The 20,720-nt window shown below is 57.9% G+C and carries 19 protein-coding genes and 1 pseudogene; 10 read left to right on the forward strand and 10 right to left on the reverse strand.

Annotation, left to right across the window (positions count from 1 at the left end; genetic code table 11):
- Positions 1-80: 80 nt before the first annotated feature.
- Positions 81-1,337: an MFS transporter gene (locus tag ACMGG1_RS08330; RefSeq protein ID WP_261286806.1), complete on the forward strand. Its 1,257-nt coding sequence runs from the start codon at positions 81-83 to the stop codon at positions 1,335-1,337.
- A gap of 12 nt (positions 1,338-1,349) precedes the next feature.
- On the opposite strand, the gene ACMGG1_RS08335 is transcribed toward ACMGG1_RS08330, so the two are convergent.
- Positions 1,350-1,544, reverse strand: a complete 195-nt coding sequence (locus tag ACMGG1_RS08335) for a hypothetical protein (protein ID WP_044552266.1) — start codon at positions 1,542-1,544, stop codon at positions 1,350-1,352.
- A gap of 321 nt (positions 1,545-1,865) precedes the next feature.
- A complete protein-coding gene (locus ACMGG1_RS08340) occupies positions 1,866-4,241 on the reverse strand; it encodes a glucose/quinate/shikimate family membrane-bound PQQ-dependent dehydrogenase (protein WP_046373191.1) in 2,376 nt (791 codons plus the stop codon).
- 459 nt (positions 4,242-4,700) lie between these two features.
- Between ACMGG1_RS08340 and ACMGG1_RS08345 the strand changes: the two genes are divergently transcribed.
- Both ACMGG1_RS08345 and ACMGG1_RS08350 read left to right on the forward strand, forming a co-directional pair.
- Complete coding sequence (locus ACMGG1_RS08345; protein WP_046373192.1) at positions 4,701-5,690, forward strand: aldo/keto reductase; 990 nt, start codon at positions 4,701-4,703, stop codon at positions 5,688-5,690.
- Between the two features lie 120 nt (positions 5,691-5,810).
- A complete protein-coding gene (locus ACMGG1_RS08350; protein ID WP_046375018.1) occupies positions 5,811-6,221 on the forward strand; it encodes a cupin domain-containing protein in 411 nt (136 codons plus the stop codon).
- A 12-nt stretch (positions 6,222-6,233) separates the two neighbouring features.
- Here the strand turns inward: ACMGG1_RS08350 and ACMGG1_RS08355 are convergent.
- Both ACMGG1_RS08355 and gabD read right to left on the reverse strand, forming a co-directional pair.
- Positions 6,234-6,608: pseudogene (locus tag ACMGG1_RS08355) on the reverse strand (glyoxalase superfamily protein); the annotation flags it as partial.
- A 75-nt stretch (positions 6,609-6,683) separates the two neighbouring features.
- On the reverse strand, positions 6,684-8,159 hold the full coding sequence (gabD, locus tag ACMGG1_RS08360) for an NADP-dependent succinate-semialdehyde dehydrogenase (protein WP_142814943.1): 1,476 nt from the start codon (positions 8,157-8,159) through the stop codon (positions 6,684-6,686).
- A 228-nt stretch (positions 8,160-8,387) separates the two neighbouring features.
- Here gabD and ACMGG1_RS08365 point away from each other — a divergent pair, with 228 nt between their 5' ends.
- Positions 8,388-8,603, forward strand: a complete 216-nt coding sequence (locus ACMGG1_RS08365; RefSeq protein WP_128865337.1) for a glycogen synthesis protein — start codon at positions 8,388-8,390, stop codon at positions 8,601-8,603.
- 30 nt (positions 8,604-8,633) lie between these two features.
- Here ACMGG1_RS08365 and ACMGG1_RS08370 read toward each other — a convergent pair whose 3' ends face one another.
- A complete protein-coding gene (locus tag ACMGG1_RS08370) occupies positions 8,634-9,554 on the reverse strand; it encodes a pyridoxamine 5'-phosphate oxidase family protein (protein ID WP_409324899.1) in 921 nt (306 codons plus the stop codon).
- Positions 9,555-9,559: 5 nt separating this feature from the next.
- Positions 9,560-10,177 carry a glutathione S-transferase family protein gene (locus ACMGG1_RS08375; RefSeq protein ID WP_414161284.1) on the reverse strand — a complete coding sequence of 206 codons (618 nt, stop codon included), beginning with the start codon at positions 10,175-10,177 and terminating at the stop codon, positions 9,560-9,562.
- 98 nt (positions 10,178-10,275) lie between these two features.
- Here ACMGG1_RS08375 and ACMGG1_RS08380 point away from each other — a divergent pair, with 98 nt between their 5' ends.
- From ACMGG1_RS08380 to ACMGG1_RS08405, 6 genes are all read left to right on the forward strand, one after another.
- Positions 10,276-11,175: a LysR family transcriptional regulator gene (locus tag ACMGG1_RS08380; RefSeq protein ID WP_046373196.1), complete on the forward strand. Its 900-nt coding sequence runs from the start codon at positions 10,276-10,278 to the stop codon at positions 11,173-11,175.
- Positions 11,176-11,336: 161 nt separating this feature from the next.
- A complete protein-coding gene (locus tag ACMGG1_RS08385; protein WP_201896251.1) occupies positions 11,337-12,131 on the forward strand; it encodes an alpha/beta hydrolase in 795 nt (264 codons plus the stop codon).
- 3 nt (positions 12,132-12,134) lie between these two features.
- Entirely contained in the window at positions 12,135-12,506 is a 372-nt protein-coding gene (locus tag ACMGG1_RS08390) for a RidA family protein (protein WP_020827612.1), read from the forward strand.
- Between the two features lie 59 nt (positions 12,507-12,565).
- Positions 12,566-13,753: an aromatic amino acid transaminase gene (locus ACMGG1_RS08395; protein ID WP_414161285.1), complete on the forward strand. Its 1,188-nt coding sequence runs from the start codon at positions 12,566-12,568 to the stop codon at positions 13,751-13,753.
- A 17-nt stretch (positions 13,754-13,770) separates the two neighbouring features.
- Entirely contained in the window at positions 13,771-15,171 is a 1,401-nt protein-coding gene (locus ACMGG1_RS08400) for an amino acid permease (protein ID WP_048760395.1), read from the forward strand.
- A gap of 140 nt (positions 15,172-15,311) precedes the next feature.
- Entirely contained in the window at positions 15,312-16,184 is an 873-nt protein-coding gene (locus ACMGG1_RS08405) for a DMT family transporter (protein ID WP_046375019.1), read from the forward strand.
- A 25-nt stretch (positions 16,185-16,209) separates the two neighbouring features.
- Here ACMGG1_RS08405 and ACMGG1_RS08410 read toward each other — a convergent pair whose 3' ends face one another.
- The 4 genes from ACMGG1_RS08410 to paaK all read right to left on the reverse strand — a co-directional run bounded on the left by ACMGG1_RS08410 (position 16,210) and on the right by paaK (position 20,706).
- The gene (locus ACMGG1_RS08410; RefSeq protein WP_217331394.1) at positions 16,210-17,691 is read right to left on the reverse strand and encodes a PLP-dependent aminotransferase family protein; all 1,482 of its coding nucleotides are present in this window, start codon (positions 17,689-17,691) and stop codon (positions 16,210-16,212) included.
- A gap of 81 nt (positions 17,692-17,772) precedes the next feature.
- The gene (gene paaY / locus ACMGG1_RS08415) at positions 17,773-18,369 is read right to left on the reverse strand and encodes a phenylacetic acid degradation protein PaaY (RefSeq protein WP_020827607.1); all 597 of its coding nucleotides are present in this window, start codon (positions 18,367-18,369) and stop codon (positions 17,773-17,775) included.
- Positions 18,370-18,381: 12 nt separating this feature from the next.
- A complete protein-coding gene (paaX, locus tag ACMGG1_RS08420; RefSeq protein WP_020827606.1) occupies positions 18,382-19,320 on the reverse strand; it encodes a phenylacetic acid degradation operon negative regulatory protein PaaX in 939 nt (312 codons plus the stop codon).
- A gap of 78 nt (positions 19,321-19,398) precedes the next feature.
- Positions 19,399-20,706, reverse strand: coding sequence for a phenylacetate--CoA ligase PaaK (gene paaK / locus ACMGG1_RS08425; protein WP_414161286.1), 1,308 nt, complete (start codon positions 20,704-20,706; stop codon positions 19,399-19,401).
- Positions 20,707-20,720 lie beyond the last annotated feature (14 nt).

A 20,720-nucleotide genomic window follows, 5' to 3' on the forward strand; every position in this document is an offset into this window, starting at 1 on the left:
CGTCGAATTTAACCGTATCTCCTCCTCAAAACGCACAAGGCGCGGGGCTTCCTGCGCCATCAAAAATAGGGTGGTGAGCCATGTTTTATTTGAGAAACAAGAATTTTTGGATCTTTGGGGCCTTCTGTTTTTTCTACTTTTTCATCATGGGGGCGGTGCTGCCGTTCTTTCCTATCTGGCTGCATGACGTCAACCAGCTTGACCAGCAGCAAACCGGGTTGGTGTTTGCCTGCATGGCGCTGTTTGCCCTGGTGTTTCAGCCGATTTTCGGTTTCGTCACCGACAAATTTGGCCTGAAGAAACATCTGCTGTGGATGATCATCTTCCTGCTGCTGTTTCTGGCGCCGCTGTTTATTTATGTGTTTTCGCCGCTGCTGCAAAGCCATTTTGTTTGGGGGGCCTTGCTGTGCGGGGTTTACCTGGGGCTGGTGTGCAGCGGCGGTTCACCGGCCATTGAAGCTTATATCGAAAAAGTGAGCCGACGCAGTCAGTTCGAGTATGGCCGCGCCCGGTTGTTCGGCTGTATCGGCTGGGCCATATGCGCCTCGATCGTCGGCTATATGTTTACCATCAACAACCAGTTCGCGTTTTGGTTGGCCTCCAGCTTTGCGCTGATCCTGGCCGGTTTGCTGTATTTGTTCAAACCCGATCAGAGCAGCACGCTGGCGGTGGCGGACGGCTTGGCGTTAAACCACAAACCCATCAAGTTAAAGGCGGCGTTGAACCTGCTGAAAATGCGCAAATTCTGGTGTCTGGTGATGTATATCGTGGGCGTAGCCTGCGTGTATGACGTCTTTGATCAGCAGTTCGCCAACTTCTTTACGTCGTTTTTCAGCGACCGACATGCGGGAACGCAGGCGTTTGGTTATGTAACGACGCTGGGCGAGTTTCTTAACGCTTTCATCATGTTCTTTGCGCCGTTGATCATTAATCGCATTGGCGGCAAGAACGCGCTGTTGATAGCTGGGGTGATTATGTCGGTGCGGATTATTGGTTCATCGCAGGCGGATTCGGTCGCCGCGGTCATTATTCTCAAAACCCTGCATATGTTTGAGGTGCCGTTCCTGTTGGTGGGCATTTTCAAATACATCACCACCCAGTTTAACGTTAACCTTTCGGCGTCGATATACCTGTGGGGCTTTTGCTTCTTCAAGCAGCTCTCGGCCATCGGTATGTCCTATGCGGCAGGCCTGATGTACGTCAATTACGGTTTCAAAACCTCTTACCTGATCCTCGGCTGCATTGCGTTACTGTTCACGTTGATTTCAGCCTTTGCCCTTAGCGGTAAGGTCACGGTAGTCAAGCAGGAGGGCACACTGCCGGTTGCGGCGAATTAGTGCCGGCTCAACTCAATACAGCAACGTCATAAGGCTAAAAAACAGCAGCGTCAGAACAATGATAAACCCGGTCTGCAGCGTCTTGCGCATCAGGCGACTGTGGCCCCAGCGGGTGGCGCTCAGACGACTATCGATGGCGAACAGTGCCGGAACCATCAGCAGCACGTAAATCAACATCAGCATGGCGGTTAACGGCTGTTGGCTCATTCTGGCGTCTCCGTGCTGAGGTAGACCGGGGGTGCCCGCAGGAGGGCGATGCTGCTTTCTTGCCGGTGTTTGTGCTCGACCATGTGCCTCCAAATAGGGCCGCCCGAAGGCGGCCGCTGGTTACTGCTTGCGATATGAAGATGATTGTCGGCCACTGCCGGGGCCAACGCAGATATAATATTGCGAATGATAATCATTATCAATGGTTGGGGTGAAATTTTATTGCAGGATGAGGATGGGCGGTGAGAAAGCTTTTACTGTGGTTTTAAAGTGACAGAGCACGCCATCCGGCGTGCTCTGTCACAAGACTATCCTCTGCGATTATTTCTCGTCTGGCAAGGCGTAAGCGACAATATAGTCACCCAGCTTGGTGCCGAACGAACCATGACCGCCGGCGGAAATCACCACGTACTGCTTGCCGTTGACCTCATAGGTCATTGGCGTTGCCTGGCCACCGGCCGGCAGCCGCGCTTCCCACAGTTTTTCACCGTTGGTCACGCTGAAGGCGCGCAGATAGTTGTCCGCGGTTGCGCCAATGAAGAAGACGTTACCGGCGGTGGACACCGGCCCGCCCAACATCGGCATGCCCATTTTGAACGGTAACGGCAGCGGAGAACTGTCGCGTACGGTACCGATACGTTTTTTCCACACGATGTCGTTGGTTTTCAAGTCCACGGCGGAAATATAACCCCAGGCCGGCTGTTTGCACGGCAGGCCAAACGGCGACAAGAACGGATTCAGCGTTACGCCGAACGGTACGCCATACTGCGGTTGAACGCCGGACTCGGTGCCGGATCCGCCTTTGTCATTTTCGTCAGGCTCGATCGGGTTGCCCGGACCGCGTGGGATCAGTTTGGAAACAAACGGCAAGGCGATAGGGTTGGCGATAGCCACCTGACGGTCGGTATCTACAGACAGACCACCCCATTCGAACATGCCCAGGTTACCCGGGAACACCAGCGTGCCCTGCTCGGAAGGCGGCGTGAAGGTGCCTTCGTAACGCAGGCTGTGGAACATCACCCGGCAAACCAGTTGGTCATAAATGGTGGCACCCCACATGTCCGCGCCGGTCAGCTTTTTCTCTGGACGGAAAGTCAGTTCAGAGAAAGGCTGGGTCGGTGACAGACGGTCGCCCTTGGCTGGCCCCTGAGGAACCGGTTTTTCCGGAGCCGGGACCACCAACTCGCCATTGGTGCGGTTCAGAACGAAAATGTTACCGGTTTTGGTCGGCACATAAATCACCGGCACCTTGTTACCGTTTTTATCGGTAATGTCCGCCAGCGTCGGTTGTGCCGGTACGTCCATATCCCACAGGTCATGGTGCACCGTCTGATAGAACCAGACCAGTTTGCCGGTGGTGGCGTTCAGCGCCAGCAGGCCGCTGGCATAACGCTCCATTTCCGGCGTGCGATCGCCACCCCAGATGTCCGGCGTGGTGACGCCCATCGGCAGGTAAACGATATCCAGCTTGGCATCGTAGGCTGAAGGGGCCCAGGAGTTAGGGGAGTTCGGGGTGAAGTGGTGCTCGTCCGCCGGAATGGCGTTCGGATCTTTCGCGCCCGGATCGAAGGCCCACAGCAGCTTGCCGCTGTTGACGTCAAAACCGCGGATCACGCCCGAAGGCTCGCGGTTGGAGTAGTTGTCGGTCACTGCACCGGCTATCACAATCACCTTGTCGGTGATCACCGGCGGCGACGTTGGCTCATAATGGCCTGGCGTCGCATACGGCATATTGCTTTGCAGGTTGAGCTCGCCGTTATTGGCGAAGTCGGCGCAAGGCTTGCCGCTATCGGCATCCAGAGCGAACAAACGACCGTCATTCACCGGCAGGATAATGCGTCGTGCGCACAGCGCCGGGGAGGCATCTGCGGCTGCACCTGTGGCGGCAGGCATTTCATGATACGAAACGCCACGGCAGGTGATGTGCTGGAAGGTTGGGTTAAATTTCAACTGAGGATCGAACTGCCACTTTTGCTTGCCGGTGGCGGCGTCCAGTGCGAACAGCTTCTGGTGCGGGGTGCACAGATAGAGCGTGTCGCGGATTTTAATCGGGGTCACTTCGTTGGTGATTTCCCCCGGATCGTTGGCGGTTTTCAGGTCGCCGGTCTGGAAAGTCCAGGCTTCCTTGAGTTTGCCGACGTTCTTATCATTGATTTGGCTCAGTGGAGAGTAACGCGTGCCTTCCTGGGTGCGGCCATAGGCCGGCCAGTCGGCGTCTGACGCCTGAGGTTCGACTTTTACCTGCGCTGGTTCGAGGGTGCCGTTGATCTCTTGTGGATCATTAAACACCGCATAGGCCAGCGCCACCACGGTGACGACCAGCGCCAGGCTCAACGCGCTGTAGGCCAGCTTGCCCCTGGCGTGCAGCTTGCGATAGATAAAAGGCAGTACCAGCCACAGGCCGAAGAAGAAGGTGACGTCCAGACGTGGCGTCAGTGCCCAGAAGTCGGGCCCCACTTCCCACAGCGCCCAAATTGTGGTGCCGAGTAAAAAGATCGCGTACAGCAACAGAGCGGTTGCACGACGGCGGACCAGTAACCAGGCGGTGATTAGCAGTACCAGGCCGGCGATGATGTAGTACAGCGAACCGCCGAGCTTGGCCAGCCAGATGCCGCCTCCCAGCAGATAGAGCCCACTCAACGCGGCGAACAGTGCCGTGATGATGATGAGCGGCGATGATGACGCTTTATTTTGCATAGTATTATCCTTACCAAAATGAAAAGTCCCCGATTTAGAGATTAAGCCATATCCAAAAAAACACGCGGTTTCTCCCCAAAAATCCATCCCCGGTGTCTGGCATATCCCCCTGTTGCCAAGGCTAAAAGGCAGCGGCAATCAAAAATAAGGCGGACAGTTTTGGACGTTGAATAAACGCTCTCGTCAGAGATAAAGCCCAAACGGGCTGAATCAGGCGTAGCCGTTTCGATGATGTTGCACGGATGTGACGGCGCCGCCCAAAGCGCGGCTAGGTTACTCTAATTATTCTGCTTTTATTGAATACCTTGTGCTTTTTTTTTAGCGCCTTGCGGGTTTATGAATTGAGCTCATAAGCTCATGCATATTCAGCGCGTAGTTATTTGCCCGGTTGCCTCTTACAGTGATCGCACCTGGTCGTCCCGCACAAGCGGTGACCCATTCGTACACATCGGAGGAAAAATGCAAAAACGTAAGCTGGGTAACAGTGGGCTGGAGGTATCAGCGTTGGGACTGGGCTGCATGGGGCTTAGCTTTGGCTATGGCCCGGCCACCGACAAACAGCAGGCGATTGGCTTGATCCGAGCCGCTGTGGATCAGGGCGTGACCTTTTTCGATACCGCAGAAGTTTATGGCCCCTTCACCAATGAGTCACTGGTGGGCGAGGCGCTGGCGCCGGTACGCGATCGGGTGGTAATAGCCACCAAGTTTGGTTTTGAACTGCCGCAGCCGGATGGCAAACAGGTGCTCAACAGCCGGCCGGAACATATCCGCCAGGCGGTGGAAGGGTCGTTAAAGCGTCTTAACGTCGAAACGATCGATCTGCTTTATCAGCACCGGGTGGATCCCAATGTGCCGATTGAAGACGTCGCCGGTACGGTGAAGGCGCTGATCCAGGAAGGGAAGGTGAAGCACTTTGGCCTGTCCGAGGCGGGGGCACAGACGCTGCGCCGTGCCCATGCGGTGCAGCCGGTGACGGCGTTGCAAAGTGAATATTCGCTGTGGTGGCGGGAGCCCGAGCAGGAAATCTTGCCGACGCTGCAAGAGTTAGGCATTGGGTTTGTTCCTTTCAGCCCGTTGGGGAAAGGTTTTCTCACCGGAGCGATCAACGAAAATACCACCTTCGACAGCAGCGATTTCCGCAATGTGGTGCCGCGTTTCAGCGAGCAGGCGCGCAGAGCCAACCAGGGGCTGGTGGACGTGCTGGGGCAGATAGCTCAGCAAAAAGGGGTCACCCCGGCACAGATAGCGCTGGCCTGGCTGCTGGCACAGCAACCCTGGATTGTGCCGATCCCGGGGACCACCAAACAGCATCGCCTGCAGGAAAATCTCGGGGCCGCGTCGCTGTCATTGTCGTCGGAAGAACTGCGCAGCATTGAAGCGGCACTCGCGGTTATTGAGGTTCAGGGCGATCGCTATCCGGCGCATTTGCAACAAAACGTCGGACGTTGATGCGGCCGTTGCCCGCGGTAGCTTTTGAACCGCCGTCACCGACCGGCGAAAAGGCGCGCACGCTCTACAATTATCCTGTCAATGTTAACGTCGGCAGCCTCTGCCGAACTGGAGAAACAAGTGAAAATTCAACGCAGCGGTTCCCAACCTTCTCGTCCGGGGCCAGAAGAGTACTTTACCGGCAAAGTTCGCATCGATGCGCCTTTTGCCGGTAGCGAACCGGCCCGCGTGGGCGGCGCCACCGTGACCTTTGAGCCCGGAGCCCGTACCGCCTGGCACACCCATCCGCTCGGCCAGACGCTGATCGTGACTCAGGGGCGTGGTTGGATCCAGCTGTGGGGTGAAGAGATCCAGGAAATGAACCAGGGCGATATTGTGTGGATCCCGGAAGACGTCAAACACTGGCACGGTGCGACGCCGGACACCGCCATGACCCACATCGCCATCGCCGAATCGTTAAACGGCAGCCCGGTAGACTGGATGGAGAAGGTCAGCGACGCGCAGTACCACAAGCCTGCCCTGAACGGCTAGCCGCCAAAAGGGTCAGGCGTCGCCGATTTGCTGGCAAAAACGCAGCCGGTTGCCAAAGGGGTCGGTGAGGTTAAGCTCTTTCCCCCAGTCGAGGGTTTCAACGCCTGGCCGGGCATAGCGGTACTGCCTGGCTGATAGCTCCTGGTGCAGCGCGTCGATATCCTCGGTGGGAATAAACACTGCGGAACCCGGCGTGCTGTCACCATAGTGCTCACTGAGATGCAACCTCAGACCGGAACGTGTGATCTGCATGTACAGCGGCAGATCTTCACTGAAGCGGTGCTCCCAATCCAACGTGAAACCGAGAAAATCCAGATAAAACTCCCGGGCCTTTTCAACCGAAAAGATGCGAAGAATGGGAACGGCAGGGGATAACTCCATTGTTGACCTCGTTTGATCGGCTGCTAAAGGTAATCGGGCTTTACCGGCCCGCGTGAGCGGGCCGCATAAAAGCGTCGGGGGCTAGATCCCTAATCCGCCCAGGCACAGATACTTTATCTCGAGATAATCTTCGATACCGTACTTCGATCCTTCACGCCCCAGTCCGGAGTTTTTAACCCCGCCGAAGGGGGCCACTTCGGTGGAAATCAGCCCTTCATTGATGCCTACGATGCCGTATTCCAGCGCTTCGGCAACCCGCATTACCCGGCCAATGTCGCGACTGTAGAAATAAGAAGCCAGACCGAAAGGAGTATCGTTGGCCAACTCAATGGCTTCGGCTTCGCTGTCGAAGCGGATCAGCGGCGCTACCGGGCCAAAGGTTTCTTCATGGAAGATTTTGGCCTGCCGCGGCACGTTGGTCAGAATGGTCGGCGTAAAGAAGTTATTGCCCAGCTCATGGGGCTTGCCGCCCAGCAGTATCGAGGCGCCGTGCTGCACCGCGTCGGCGATATGCTCGCTGACTTTTTCCACGGCGGCCGAATTAATCAACGGGCCGATGGTGACACCATCATCCATGCCATTACCGACTTTCAGCTTGGCCACTGCCACCTTCAGCTTTTCGGCAAAGGCGTCGTAAATGCCGTCCTGTACCAGGAAGCGGTTGGTGCAAACGCAGGTCTGGCCGGCGTTGCGATATTTGGACGCGACGGCACCGGCGACGGCGGCGTCCAGATCGGCATCGTCAAACACGATAAACGGCGCATTGCCGCCCAGTTCCATACTGGTTTTTTTGATGGTCGGGGCACACTGCGCCAGCAGTTGCGCACCCACTTCGGTGCTGCCGGTAAAGGAGAGTTTGCGTACGTCCGGGTTGGCGGTCAGTTCGCCACCGATAGCCTGGCTTGGGCCGGTGATCACATTGCACACGCCGGCCGGTAAACCTGCACGTTCGGCCAGCACGGCGAGCGCCAACGCCGAGAAGGGGGTCTGACTGGCGGGACGGATCACCCCGGTACAGCCCGCCGCCCAGCCGGGACCGGCCTTGCGGGTGATCATTGCCGCCGGGAAATTCCACGGCGTAATGGCGGCGAAAACGCCAATCGGCTCTTTCTGGACGATAATGCGGCGACCGGACAGATTCTGCGGGATGGTGTCGCCGTAAACCCGCTTGCCTTCTTCGGCGAACCACTCGATGAAGGAGGCGGCGTAGGCAATTTCGCCCCGGCTTTCTGCCAACGGCTTGCCTTGCTCGGCGGTCATGATAATGGCCAGATCCTCCTGGTTTTCCATCATCAGTTCGAACAGTTTGCGCAGCTTGCCGGCACGCTCTTTGGCCGTCAGCGCGCGCCAACCAGGCTGGGCTTTTTTGGCGGCGGCGATCGCCTGCGCGGTTTCTTTGGCACCCAAGGCCGGCACCTGACCGACCAGCTCGCCGGTGGCGGGGTTGTGGATCTTGATAGTTTGGTCGCCTTTGGCCGCCAACCACTGTCCATCGATGTAGTTGGCTTCGCGGAACAGCGTGGGATCTTTCAGGCGGGCGGAGAAGTTAGTGCTCATCGGTTATCTTCCTTTTTCAGAATTCAACACGGGTTGACCTACCCCAAACGGCTACCCTTTACCCTAGCAAATTTTTCCGCCTTCATTTGCCCGATCCTTGGCAACCGATCAATTTATCGCCATTCGCACCTTCTGTACAAAAAATGCCCGCGCTCAGGCCGATACTGAAATCAGCAGGCATATGACCCTTTTTGAAATGACCCTAAGACCCTGAAAGGAGTGTGCAGCATGATGACTTCAGTGAGTCGGCACCTTGCGGCCTACAGCAGCAACATGGATTTTTTGGCTTCCAGCATTGCGCTGATGGAGTGGCAGGGGCGTGAGATCGACGCCGGCAAGGTGGCGGGCAATATGTCCGAAGCGCAAAGCCGCTTGTTCTTTGAACGCCTGAGTTATTTCCGCCAGCTTTATCAGGCCGCCGCGGCGGCGGAACACAGCGTATAAATTTACCTAACCCCGCCTCTGCGGGGTTTTTTATGCCGGCTGTGACCACACGCCGGTGCTCAGCGTGGCCGGCGAATACGTCAGATTGCGCCCGCGCCACGGCAGGGCCTGTGAAAAACGCCACGCGCTGCGGATATCGAAGCGCCAATAACGTTCCGCCCCCGTGACTCCCTGGCCGATTTGCGCCTGCCAGAGGATCTGCGTTTCTCCCTGCAAGTGCAGAACATCACCGCGCTCAAAATCGATAAACAGCAGCGCAGCCCTGGGTTCCGCCAGCAAGTTCCCCAGCGTGTTCATATAGCGGTTGCCGCGAAAATCCGGTATCCACAGGCTGCGATCCTGAAGATGGATAAATCCCGGTTTGCCACCCCGGTGTGAGATATCCACGCCACCTTGTTCCAGTGAGCTGTGGGCGCAGCTGGCGACGAAGCAGGTATCCGCCTGGCGAATCAATGCCTGGGCCGCCGCGTCCAGCGTCGCGAGATGCTCAATCGGCGCGGGATGGGTGGCTACCGGATACAGCTCGCGTTGCTGGATATACTGCGGACAATTGCCGAAGCTCTGACTGACGGCAATTTCCAGGCGGTTTTTATCGGTCCGCGTAATGTGCCCGTTGGCTCGGTTGCGTCGGCGGTTGCTGAAGTCCAGCCCTAACGCTCCCACCAGACTCCCGGTTTGCAAGGCTGCCTGCGCCGGGTCGTCCTGGCGACGCGGGGCGTTGATGCGCAGGTGGTTGCTGTCCGGCGTGCGTAAAAATCCAGGGGGGCCGTTGAACAGCGTGGCCACCGGCCAGCCCTGCTCGTCCAGGGTGGCGACGAACAGGTAAGGCAGCGCGGCGAAAAATTCGCGGTGCTGCTCGGGCATGCTGGTGTAAATGTTGCCGCCGACGCGGTCAAAACCGGCCAATGCCTGGGCGCGCAGTTCGTCAGGGTGAAACATCGGCTGGGTCATAGGATTTACCTTTGCACAGGGTGCGGCAATGCGGGCATCGCTAAGAAACCGGGCAGTGCGGCGATGCGCGCCACCCAGCGCCGGATGGCCGGATAGGGCGCCAGGGAGATACCGCCCTCCGGTGCCACCGCCACATAGCTGAAGCAGGCCAGATCGGCGATGGTGGGCTGCTCTGTCGCCAGGTAATCACGGTCGCTCAGATGCTGCTCCATCTGCGGCAAGAAACGCGTGCTAATCGCCAACGCAACCCTGTCGTCCTCCGGTGCGGAAAATTGGGCGATCAGGCGGCAGGACGCCGGACCGTAGCGTACTTCTCCGGCTGCTTTGGACAACCACGCCTGCACTTGCGCCGCCGCCAGTGGCGTCTCCGGCAGCCAGTGGCTGCCCGGCGCGTAGTTTTTCGCCAGATAAACCAGAATGGCATTGCTGTCGGCCAGCGTTAAATCGCCGTCCACCAGTACCGGGATCTGGCCGAGAGGGTTCAGGCGGCGAAACGCTTCGCTTTGGCGAACCTCTGCCGGGGATTCAATAAATTCGTAGGGCAGCTCCAGCATGCTTAGCAGTAATGCCACGCGGTGGACGTGGCCGGAAAGCGGGGTGCCGTACAGTTTGAGCTTGTGCATGGTCAGACTCCTGAAGAATTTTTACCAGCATACTCTTGCAGTCAGCGAGTGGAATCCGGCAATGTAGAAATTGATAATTTCACTTTTTGGAACAGTCTATGGATCGCCTGGACGAATTGGCTATTTTTGTGGCGGTAGTCCAACACGGCAGTCTGGCGGCGGCGGGGCGCAAGCTGCGACGCTCCGCACCTGCCGTCACCCGGGCTATCGCTTCGCTGGAACAGCGCTTTGGTGCCCGCTTGGTCGAACGCACCACCCGAAGGTTAGCGCCGACAGAGGCAGGGTTGCGGTTGGCGGAGCGTGCGCACTTGCTGCTTACTGACTATCAGGCCGCGGTGCTGGACACGGCGGACACTCAGCTCACCGGATTATTGCGTATTACCTCGCCGGTGCAGTTCGGGCGTAAGCATGTGGCACCGGTGGTGATGGCGTTTCTTGACCGGTATCCGCAGATGCAGATTGAAATGGTCCTCAACGATCGCAACCTGGACTTGATTGACGAGGGGCTGGACGTCGCGGTGCGCATTGGTCATTTGCAGGATTCTTCGCGGGTGGCGCGTCGGTTGGGGCAGGTGTCCCGGGTGACCGTCGCCAGCCCGGACTATCTGGCGCGGCGCGGCGAACCGCAGGAGCCGGCGCAACTGGCTGAGCATGACACCATCGTGGGTACCCAGCGGGCATCGCTGCGCGAATGGCGCTTTGGCCCGCAGGAGAATGGCGAGCGGGTGAGGCTAACGCCACGTTTGTTGCTCAATGACGTCGAAACGCAGTTACTGGCGGTGCGAGCGGGCAAGGGCATCGCCCGGCTATTGTCGTATCAGGTGGCAGACGATTTGGCCGCGGGGACGTTGGTACGCCTGTTACCGGCGTTTGAACCTTTGCCGATGCCGGTGCAGTTGGTGGCGCAAAACATGCAGCGCATGCCGCTCAAGGTACGCACCTTCTGGGATTATGCCTGGCAGGAATTAAGCCAATTAGCGCAAATTCAGGCGCGATAAAAATAGGTATTGGCGCCAAATAAGTTTCACTGGTTAAACTTATTTGGCGCGAAAAAAGATTTATATTACCGGGCGCGCATTGCTGTAACGCCTCTCTTGACAATATTTTGACGACTGCTAATAGTTAACGCATATCTTAAATAATAAACGAAGTTTAATATATGAAACTTGTTGCGGGAAGTTACGACAACGGTAGCACGGTGGATAATGAAGATGAGATCCTCAACTCATTTCAAATCCGCAGTCAGGCGGTTTATCAAAAAACTCGCAATGAGTGCAATATTGCCTATGGAAATTCACCGCGAGAAGTTTTTGACTGGTTATATTCCGACAAGCCGGGTAAAGGGACCTTAATATTTATTCATGGTGGCTATTGGCAGTTTTGTCGTAAGGATGATTTTGCTTTTATTGCGCAGGTGCCGTTGTCGTTAGGTTTTGACGTCGTGCTGGTGGAATATACGTTGGCGCCCGAGGCCCGGCTTGACGATATTTGCCGGCAAACCGGTGCGGCGCTGGACGCCATTCAACAACGGCTTTCCGTCTGTCAGCCGGCGCCAGTGTATCTGTGCGGACACTCTGCCGGCGGGCATCTGGCCAGCGTCTGGCAGCATCACCCGGTGGTCGACGCGACCTTACCGATCAGCGGCATTTTCGAACTGGAGCCGCTATTAAACAGCTACGTTAACCGACGACTGCAGTTGACCAAGCAACAAATTAGCCAACTGAGTCCGGTGCGGCATATTCCGCAGCGTATCAAGCCGATGACGCTGTTTTACGGTGCCAATGAGCTGCCGGAATTGATTGGTCAGTCAAGGCACTATTACGCTGCGCTGAAGGAAAAAGGCCAGCCTGTCAGCCTGGTCGCCGTCACCGGCGCCAACCATTATAACGTGCTGGATGCCTTGTTCGCCTGGGATGGCGCCCTGACTCACCTGCTAACCACTACGGGGAAATAAACCATGCGCACCATCATTGACACCGGCCTGCCGGAAATCGGTCAACCTTTCTCCTGGGCCACTCAGGGCGGCGGCATGTTGTTCACCGCCCATGGCCCGGTCAGAGCCGACGGCAGTATTGAAACCGGCGCGCCGGAAAAGCAGATCGCCCTGACATTCGATAATTTGGCTCAAACCCTGAAAGCGGCAAATAGCCACAGCGATAAGGTATTACAGGTCATTATTTATCTGACCGATGTCAATGACGTTAAATTACTCGATGAAATTTACAAAAAATACTTTAACTTCCCTTACCCCAATCGTTCAACGGTGATAGTCGATAAACTGGTGGTGCCCGGCATGAAAATAGAAATAACCGTTAGCGCCACCGTCTGATTTATCTATTACTTAATTCCCACCTGCTCATTCATTCAATAATGAATAAAGGAATCGCTATGTTTAATCACATTGGCCGTTCGCCGGCCGATCCTATTATGTCGTTGATGGAAGCTTATTTACAGGATGGAAATAGCCAGAAAGTGAATCTGGGCATTGGCCTTTATTACGATCGGCAGGGCAGGATCCCGCTGATGCAGGCGGTGGAGGCGGCGGAGCGGCGCCTGCTTGAGCGGCGCAGCCCACACGGCTATCCGCCAATCGAAGGTTCAGCGCTGTTTGCCCAACAGGTGCAGGCATTGTTGTTTGGCGAGGCGGCAACAGCGTCGATAGCTACGGTACAAACCGTCGGCGGCTCCGGTGCACTGAAGCTGGCGGCGGATTTTATTCATCACTTTCTGTCGCGCCGTGACATCTGGGTCTCTGATCCCACCTGGGCCAATCACTGGGCCATCTTTGAGGGGGCCGGGCTGACGGTGCACACCTATCCGTACTTCGATGAGGCCAACGGCGGGCTGCGCTTTGACGCGATGCTGGATACGTTAGGCAGTCTGCCGGAAGGCAGCGTGGTGCTGCTGCACCCCTGCTGCCATAACCCGACCGGCACCGATCTCAGCCAGGCACAGTGGCGTGCTACCCTCGAAGTGCTGCAGCGCCGCCGCCTGTTGCCGTTGTTCGATATTGCCTACCAAGGGTTTGGCGAGGGGCTGGATGAAGACTGCTTTGCCCTGCGTGAGGCGCTGAAAACGGATCTGGAATTTATGGTCGCCAACTCATTTTCGAAAAATGTCGCCCTCTATGGTCAACGGCTGGGTGGGCTTTCGGTTCGTTGCGCCGGCCCAGAGAGTGCGGAGAACGTCAAAGGCGCATTAAAAACGCTGATCCGCCGCAGTTACTCCTGCCCGCCGACCCATGGCAGCCAGATTGTGGAAACCCTGCTGACGGACCCCGATTTGCGTCAACAGTGGGAGAGCGAACTGGCAGGCATGCGTCAACGCATTCAACAGATGCGCCAAATTCTTTCCGCCGGCTTGGAGCAGGGGGGATCGCACCTGGACTACCGTCGCATCCGTGACCAAAAAGGGATGTTCAGCTACACCGGCCTGAACCCCCAGCAGCTTGAACGACTGCGGCAACATTACGCCATCTATCTTGTGGCGCCTGGCCGCATGTGCCTGCCGGGCCTGAACCAAAACAATGTCGACTACGTTACTGCCGCCATTCTGGACGTCACCCGCACTGCATGAAAAGGTAGGAGACTGCTATGAGACAGATAAAAGGTTTTGACGAAATCGCCCGGCGGCAAGGCGGGTTGCAGAAACAGCTCACCGCCGGGCAGATGTCGATGTTGGCGATCGGCGGCGCTATCGGTACCGGGCTGTTTCTCGGCAGCGCCTATGCCATTCAGATGGCCGGGCCCAGCGTATTGCTGAGCTATTTTATCGGCGGCATCGTGGCGTTATTACTGATGGGATGCCTGGCGGAAATGACTTCAGAACACCCGACGCCGGGCTCGTTTGGCGACTATGCCGAATTTTACATCAGCCCGCTGTTTGGTTTTCTGGTGCGTTATTCTTACTGGTCCTGCGTGGTATTGGCGGTGGGGACCGAGGTGACAGCCATCGGCATGTATATGCAGTTCTGGTTCCCGACCACGCCAATCTGGCCCTGGGTGCTGTTGTTCTCTGCGGCGGTGATCCTGATTAACGTGATTGGCGTTAAATCGTTCGGTCAGGTGGAATATGCGCTGTCGACCATCAAGGTGGTGGCCATTGCCGCCTTTATCGCCATCGGCATCGGTATTCTGATGTTTTCTGCCAACCCGGCCTTTGGTCTGCAAAACTTTACTGCCAACGGTGGCTTCTTCCCGTTTGGCGTGAAAGGCATGTGGTTTGCGGTGATCGTGTCGATTTTCAGCTACCTGAGCATTGAGATGATCGCCGTCGCCGCCGGTGAGGCCAAGAACCCGGTGATTGCGGTAAAAACCGCGTTCAAGGGCACCATTTTACGACTGTTCATTTTCTACATGCTGTCGATTGCGCTGATGCTGGCGATCGTTCCCTGGCGGCAGTCCGGTACCGGCGAAAGTCCGTTCCTGGTGGCGATGAACGTCATCCACCTGCCTGCCGCCGCCGGTATCTTCAACTTTATCGTTCTGGTGGCCGCGTTGTCGGCGATGAACAGCCAACTGTATATCACCACCCGCATGATGTTCTCGCTGTCACGCGCTGGGCAAGCTCCGGCTGCGCTGGGCCGGGTCAGTAAACGCGGCATCCCGGTAAGCGCGCTGGCGATGTCCTGCATCGGCATCGTGGTGTCGATCGTGTTGAGTCTGGTCTACCCGCAAAAATCCTTTGCCGCCATGATGTCTATTTCGGTGTACGGTGCCTGCTTTACCTGGCTGATGATTTTTGTCACGCACCTGTTTTTCCGCCGTCAGCACCGGCAAACCCACCTTAAATTTCGCATGTGGGGCTTTCCTTACACCACGCTGGCCGGTGCCGGTTTGATGGCCGCGTTGCTGATCTCGACGGCGTTCACCGAATTTTTCAGGATGACGCTGTGGTTTGGCATTCCGTTTACCCTGCTGTTGGTGGCTATCTACTTCTTCTACAGCCGTCATCAGCCCGTACCCGCGGTAATGGAAACACCGAGCGTGGAGTAAACCGGTTCACTGAAAATGTGAATATGTGGCTCTGGTGATAAACCACTTTATCCGGAGAATAAGCCTTTTCTGGGGTTATGGAGTGGTTTGCAATGAGCAGTGGGACAGAAAAACGGCGCCTTATTGGCTGTAGCAACAGTATGCCGGTGGCCAGGCATTCGGCGCAGGGATGGATCAACGGCTTTCTGGGCATGTTGATTTTCAGCGGTTCTTTGCCTGCCACTCGCGTGGCGGTGCAAGAGTTTGATCCCATGTTTCTCACCGCGATGCGCGCGGTGCTAGCGGCCTTGCTGGCTCTGAGTGCATTGACGCTGATGCGCCAGCGTTGGCCGCAGCGCCGCGACCTGGCGCCGTTGGCACTCACCGCGCTCGGGGTGGTGATCGGTTTTCCTTTGCTCACGGCGCTAGCCTTGCAGCACACCACCTCGGCGCATGCGCTGGTGTATATCGGGCTGTTGCCGCTGGCTACCGCCTGCTTCGGTGTACTGCGGGGTGGTGAGCGGCCCAAAGCCGCTTTCTGGCTGTTTTCGGTGTTGGGGAGCCTGCTGGTTGGCGCTTTTGCGTTAAGCCAGGGGGCGACTGGCTCCTGGCTTGGCGATCTGCTGATGGTGGCCGCGGTGCTGCTTTGTGGCCTGGGCTATGCGGAAGGCGCCGTGCTGACGCGCAAGCTTGGCGGCTGGCAGGTGATCTCCTGGGCGCTGGTGGTGGCTTTGCCGTTGACGGCAGCGGCGGCCGTGGTGACGGCCCCGCCAGCCTGGCCACAGGTCAGCGTCGGCGCCTGGTGTTCTCTGGGCTACATTTCGCTGTTCAGCATGTGGATTGGCTTTATCTTTTGGTATCGCGGTTTGGCGCAGGGGGGCATCGCCGCCGTGGGACAGCTGCAATTGCTGCAGCCGTTTTTTGGTCTGGCGCTGGCCGGGCTGGTGCTGCATGAAAGCATTCAACCTTCAATGATAGCGGTAATGGTCGGCGTATTGGTTTGCGTATACGGCGCCAAGCGTTTTTCGCGGTAAGTAATAAGACGGGGTAAGGCCTGCCTTACCCCGTAGCCAAGGTCGCCAGCACCCGGTTCAGCTTTTGGGCCGCCTGGTGGATCTGCTGTTCCGTGTAGCCCCCCAGCCCGAGTATCAATCCGTTTTTCCCGCTGCCGGGGCTATACATCGGCGAAAGTGCACCGACGGCTATCCCGGCCTCGGCGGCTTTGCGGGCAACCTGCCGATCGTCCAAATCCGCTTTTAACCACAGCAGCATATGCATGCCCTGATCGCTGGGGTGCAGAGTGGCCAGCTCGGCAGAAACCTGCGCGTTGATGGCGTCGGTCAGCACTCGCCTTTTTTCCGCATACACGCCGCGCATTTTACGAATGTGGCGATCCAGATGCCCCTGCGCCATAAAACTGGCCAGAACGTATTGATCGGCACTGGGGGGATGGCGATCCATCAGCACTCGCGCACCGCAGAAGGCATTCACCAGGGGCTGAGGAACGATGGCGTAGCCCAGGCGCAGCGAAGGGAACAGCACCTTGCTGAAGGTTCCCAGGTAGATAACTCTGGTCGGATCCAACCCCTGCAACGAAGGAAACGGGTGGCCGGAATAACGCATTTCACTGTCGTAATCGTCTTCGACGATCCAGGCCTGCTGCGCTTTGGCCCATGCCAGCAGCTCAAGCCGGCGCGACATGCTCATGGGCATACACAAGGGGTACTGATGCGAGGGAGTGACAAAGGCGGCTCTGGCCTGTGGCGCGATTTTCCTGCCTGCGGCGACCGCTATGCCTTCGCTGTCCACCGGCACTCTGGCCATTTTCCGGTCTCTGAAGACGGTGTTAAAAATGGCGGTAATGCCATGATAAGCGGGATCTTCAACCCAGGCGGTCTCACCGGCATCCAGCAGAATCTGCGTGGCGAGATAGAGCCCCTGCTGTGTGCCGGAGGTGATGATCACCTGTTCCGGCGTGCAGTGCACCGAACGGGACTTGCGAACGTATTCGCATATCGCCTCACGCAGCGGCAATGCGCCCTGCGGTTCGCCATAACCGGCGGGGGCGCCGGGGCCTCTGGCGCGGATACGGTTGCCGAGCCTGCGCCAAACGTCGTCGGGCGCGGTATCGTTGATCGGTACCGAGACGGTGAAGGGGACCGGTGGCAGAGGGCGCAACTGGGCGGCAAAGTGCTCCAGGGCCAGCGCCTGATCGGAAAGCGGCATGTCGCCGGCGTCCGGGTGTTTGACCGGCGCGGGGGCCGGGCGGGTGAGCGACAACGCCACCCGAGTGCCCGAACCGGGCTGCGCTTCGAGAAATCCTTCCGCCGTCAGTTGCTCGAAGGCGGCCAGCACCGTTCCTCTGGCAAGCTGTAATGCGCCCGCCAGTACGCGGGTTGAGGGCAGCAGATCGCCCGGTTTAAGTTCGCCTTTGCCTATGGCAGCGCGCAGCGCCTGGGCAAGTTGCAGGCTAAGCTGCCCCGCATGGCGATCAAGCTCGCCGATAGCGGGGACTTCAACCGTTTTGGCCGTTCTGGGCATCTATTCCGGTCCAGATAAAAGTGGGTTAACAGGGTGTTTACTGTAAACCACTTTTGGTCTGAATAGCGGTTTTCGACAGGATTAAAGCTGGCTTTTCGGGATCAGGTGGTCGCCAAAGCTCAGGCGTTGACGGCCCGGTTCAATGGCGGTCAGTGGCGCAACCTCCTGCAGCGAGGATTTACAGCGTTCAACCAGATCGTGGTATTCGCGCGTACCGGCGACTTTCCACGCCAACTCCTGTTCGGTCAGGTCACGCAATACCCGCGCCGGGCTGCCGACCACCAGCTTATTGGCCTCGATCACCGCGGCGGCCTTGACGAATGCCATGGCACCGACGATGGTGTTTTCGCCGATCTCTGCACCGTCCATGATCACCGCGTTCATGCCGACCATGGCGTTACGGCGGATGCGGCAACCGTGCAAGATGGCGCCGTGGCCGATGTGCCCGTCCTGCTCCACCACGGTGTCCTGCTGCGGAAAACCGTGCATCACGCAGTTGTCCTGAATATTGGCACCATCGCTAATCACCAGCCGGCCAAAGTCACCGCGCAGGCTGGCGTTGGGGCCGATATAAACCCGTTTGCCGACGATCACATCGCCAATCAGTACGGCGGTAGGGTGTACGTAACTGCTGGGATCGATCACTGGCGTCAGGCCGTCAATCTGATACACGGGCATAGCAAAGTTTCCTTATACTGTAGGGTCGCGCGGCAGGCCGCCGAAGCGCCGATAATAGCCGGCTGCCGGGGCAGGCAGAGCGCCGATAGTGGTCTCGGCCATGGCGCTGACATACTCGGTCGCTGCGCGGTCTACCCGCTGATAAATATTGATGCACAGGTTACGGGCAATCTGTCCTTCCCACTGCGCCGGCAGCAGGGCGTCCGGCAGCAGAGGATCTTTGAGCACCACGCGCCGGAAGAAGTGGATCAATAATAGCTTAATCTGGAAACAGCGCTGGGGCGTCAGCAGCGCTTCATCGGCTTCGCGCAGCAGCGCCATCAGGGGGCGGAAAGAGACGATAAATTCGTGATAATCGGCAGCGACGTCAGCCAGCGCCCAGCAGTTGGCCACCAGCTGTTGCAGGGTTTTCTCCGAGCGATTATAGGGATAGTCGGCGCGGAAGTAGATCACCTGTTCGCTGGCGTTAAGTTCGCCGAGCAGGGCGGTGACGTCGGTTTGCGCGTGGGTGGGGGCCGCCATCAGATTGCTGGCTATTTGGCCGAAGCCCAGCCAACCCAGCTCTTTTTTCAACCGTGCCCGCTCCTCCTTTTCCGCGCTTTCCAGCAACAGCAAATCCCATTTCCCGTCCCAGGCGGGCGGTTCGCTGAGATAGATTTTCGACTCGGCATGGCGGAACTGACGCATACCCTGATCGGTCACCCGATAGAAGCTGCGACGGCCGATTTTTTCAACCTCCAGCCAGCCCTCTTTCTGCAGGCGAAATACCGAGGTACGCACGAAGCGGTCACCAAAACCCAGGGCCTCCAGCAGCGCGCTCAGGCTGCCAAGCCAGACTTCGCCGCCCCGGTGGCTCAGCGCATCGCCGTAGAGGGAGATAATCAGCGAGGTGCCGCTGATCGGCTGAGCCTCTATAGCATGGCGGATAAACTCATCCAGTTTATGTTCCATATTTTTCCATGGGTTAGCCGACGGTGAAGCACAACATTACCACAAATCATTCGGGCGTCATCCGTGACGCCGGGGCAATCAGCGAGGCCGCAGATCGACCACGCGCTGGGCCTTGCCTTCTGAACGCGGGATATCGCCGCAGTTGGCGATGCTGACATCGGTGCTGACGCCGATAATCGACTTGATATGGTGGCGTAACTGGTGGCAAATCTCACAGCGTTGCTGGTGGTTGAGGCTGAGCGCCGCTTCCTTCAATTCAACGCGCACCGCCAGGGTATCCAGGTGCCCGCTGCGGCTGACCTGCAGCTGATAGTGTGGCGACAGCTGTTCGAACTGCATGATTTGCTCTTCCACCTGCGACGGGAACACGTTGACGCCGCGGATGATCAGCATGTCGTCGGAACGGCCGGTAATTTTCCCCATGCGACGCATCTGGCGTGCGTCGCCCGGCAGCAGGCGAGTGAGGTCGCGGGTACGGTAGCGGATCACCGGCAGCGCTTCTTTGGTCAGCGTGGTAAACACCAGCTCGCCGTGTTGGCCGTCCTGCAGCGTCACGCCGGTTTCCGGACAGATGATTTCCGGCAGGAAATGGTCTTCCCAGATGGTCGGGCCGCCGCCGCTTTCGGCGCATTCCATCGCCACGCCCGGCCCCATCACTTCGGACAGGCCGTAAATATCCAGCGCCTTGATGCCCATGCGGCTTTCAATTTCATGCCGCAGCGCTTCGGTCCAGGGTTCGGCACCAAAGACGCCGAGGCGCAGCGAGCAGCCACGGGCGTCGCCGCCCATTTTGCGCTCCAGCTCGTCGATCAGCGTCAGGCAGTAGGACGGTGTCACCATGATCACATCGGGTTTGAAATCCAGGATCAGCTGCGCCTGCCTTTCGGTTTGTCCTCCGGACATCGGGATCACCGTCGCCCCGAGTCGCTCCGCGCCGTAGTGAGCCCCCAGCCCGCCGGTGAACAGGCCATAGCCGTATGCCACGTGCACCTTGTCTTTGGCGGTAGCGCCGGCGGCACGCAGGCTGCGCGCGACGATATCGGCCCAATTATCGATATCCCGCTGGGTGTAGCCGACCACCGTCGGTCGGCCGGTGGTCCCTGACGAGGCATGAATACGCACCACCTGTTCCATCGGCACGGCGAAGGTGTCGAACGGGTAGTTGTCGCGCAGATCCTGCTTGGTGGTATAGGGGAAGCGAGCCAGATCGCTCAGCTGTTTGAGATCGCCGGGATGGACGCCCGCCTGATCGAACTTGCGTCGGTACATCGGCACATTGTTGTAGGCGTGGTGCAGCGTCCATTTAAGGCGCTCCAGTTGCAGCGCCTCAATCTCATCGCGCGAGGCGAACTCAATGGCGTCGAGTGGCTGTGGATTCATTGTCATGGTTAGCCTCGGGG

This window comes from Serratia sp. BNK-12, assembly GCF_047456085.1.
GTDB lineage: Bacteria > Pseudomonadota > Gammaproteobacteria > Enterobacterales > Enterobacteriaceae > Serratia > Serratia liquefaciens.

Excerpts from the sequence above, each read along its gene's own strand:
- ACMGG1_RS08330 (WP_261286806.1), top strand. The coding sequence starts at position 81 with ATGTTTTATTTGAGAAACAAGAATTTTTGGATCTTTGGGGCCTTCTGT.
- ACMGG1_RS08335 (WP_044552266.1), bottom strand. The coding sequence starts at position 1,544 with ATGAGCCAACAGCCGTTAACCGCCATGCTGATGTTGATTTACGTGCTG.
- ACMGG1_RS08340 (WP_046373191.1), bottom strand. The coding sequence starts at position 4,241 with ATGCAAAATAAAGCGTCATCATCGCCGCTCATCATCATCACGGCACTG.
- ACMGG1_RS08345 (WP_046373192.1), top strand. The coding sequence starts at position 4,701 with ATGCAAAAACGTAAGCTGGGTAACAGTGGGCTGGAGGTATCAGCGTTG.
- gabD (WP_142814943.1), bottom strand. The coding sequence starts at position 8,159 with ATGAGCACTAACTTCTCCGCCCGCCTGAAAGATCCCACGCTGTTCCGC.
- ACMGG1_RS08365 (WP_128865337.1), top strand. The coding sequence starts at position 8,388 with ATGATGACTTCAGTGAGTCGGCACCTTGCGGCCTACAGCAGCAACATG.
- ACMGG1_RS08370 (WP_409324899.1), bottom strand. The coding sequence starts at position 9,554 with ATGACCCAGCCGATGTTTCACCCTGACGAACTGCGCGCCCAGGCATTG.
- ACMGG1_RS08375 (WP_414161284.1), bottom strand. The coding sequence starts at position 10,177 with ATGCACAAGCTCAAACTGTACGGCACCCCGCTTTCCGGCCACGTCCAC.
- ACMGG1_RS08380 (WP_046373196.1), top strand. The coding sequence starts at position 10,276 with ATGGATCGCCTGGACGAATTGGCTATTTTTGTGGCGGTAGTCCAACAC.
- ACMGG1_RS08385 (WP_201896251.1), top strand. The coding sequence starts at position 11,337 with ATGAAACTTGTTGCGGGAAGTTACGACAACGGTAGCACGGTGGATAAT.
- ACMGG1_RS08390 (WP_020827612.1), top strand. The coding sequence starts at position 12,135 with ATGCGCACCATCATTGACACCGGCCTGCCGGAAATCGGTCAACCTTTC.
- ACMGG1_RS08395 (WP_414161285.1), top strand. The coding sequence starts at position 12,566 with ATGTTTAATCACATTGGCCGTTCGCCGGCCGATCCTATTATGTCGTTG.
- ACMGG1_RS08400 (WP_048760395.1), top strand. The coding sequence starts at position 13,771 with ATGAGACAGATAAAAGGTTTTGACGAAATCGCCCGGCGGCAAGGCGGG.
- ACMGG1_RS08405 (WP_046375019.1), top strand. The coding sequence starts at position 15,312 with ATGCCGGTGGCCAGGCATTCGGCGCAGGGATGGATCAACGGCTTTCTG.
- ACMGG1_RS08410 (WP_217331394.1), bottom strand. The coding sequence starts at position 17,691 with ATGCCCAGAACGGCCAAAACGGTTGAAGTCCCCGCTATCGGCGAGCTT.
- paaY (WP_020827607.1), bottom strand. The coding sequence starts at position 18,369 with ATGCCCGTGTATCAGATTGACGGCCTGACGCCAGTGATCGATCCCAGC.
- paaX (WP_020827606.1), bottom strand. The coding sequence starts at position 19,320 with ATGGAACATAAACTGGATGAGTTTATCCGCCATGCTATAGAGGCTCAG.
- paaK (WP_414161286.1), bottom strand. The coding sequence starts at position 20,706 with ATGACAATGAATCCACAGCCACTCGACGCCATTGAGTTCGCCTCGCGC.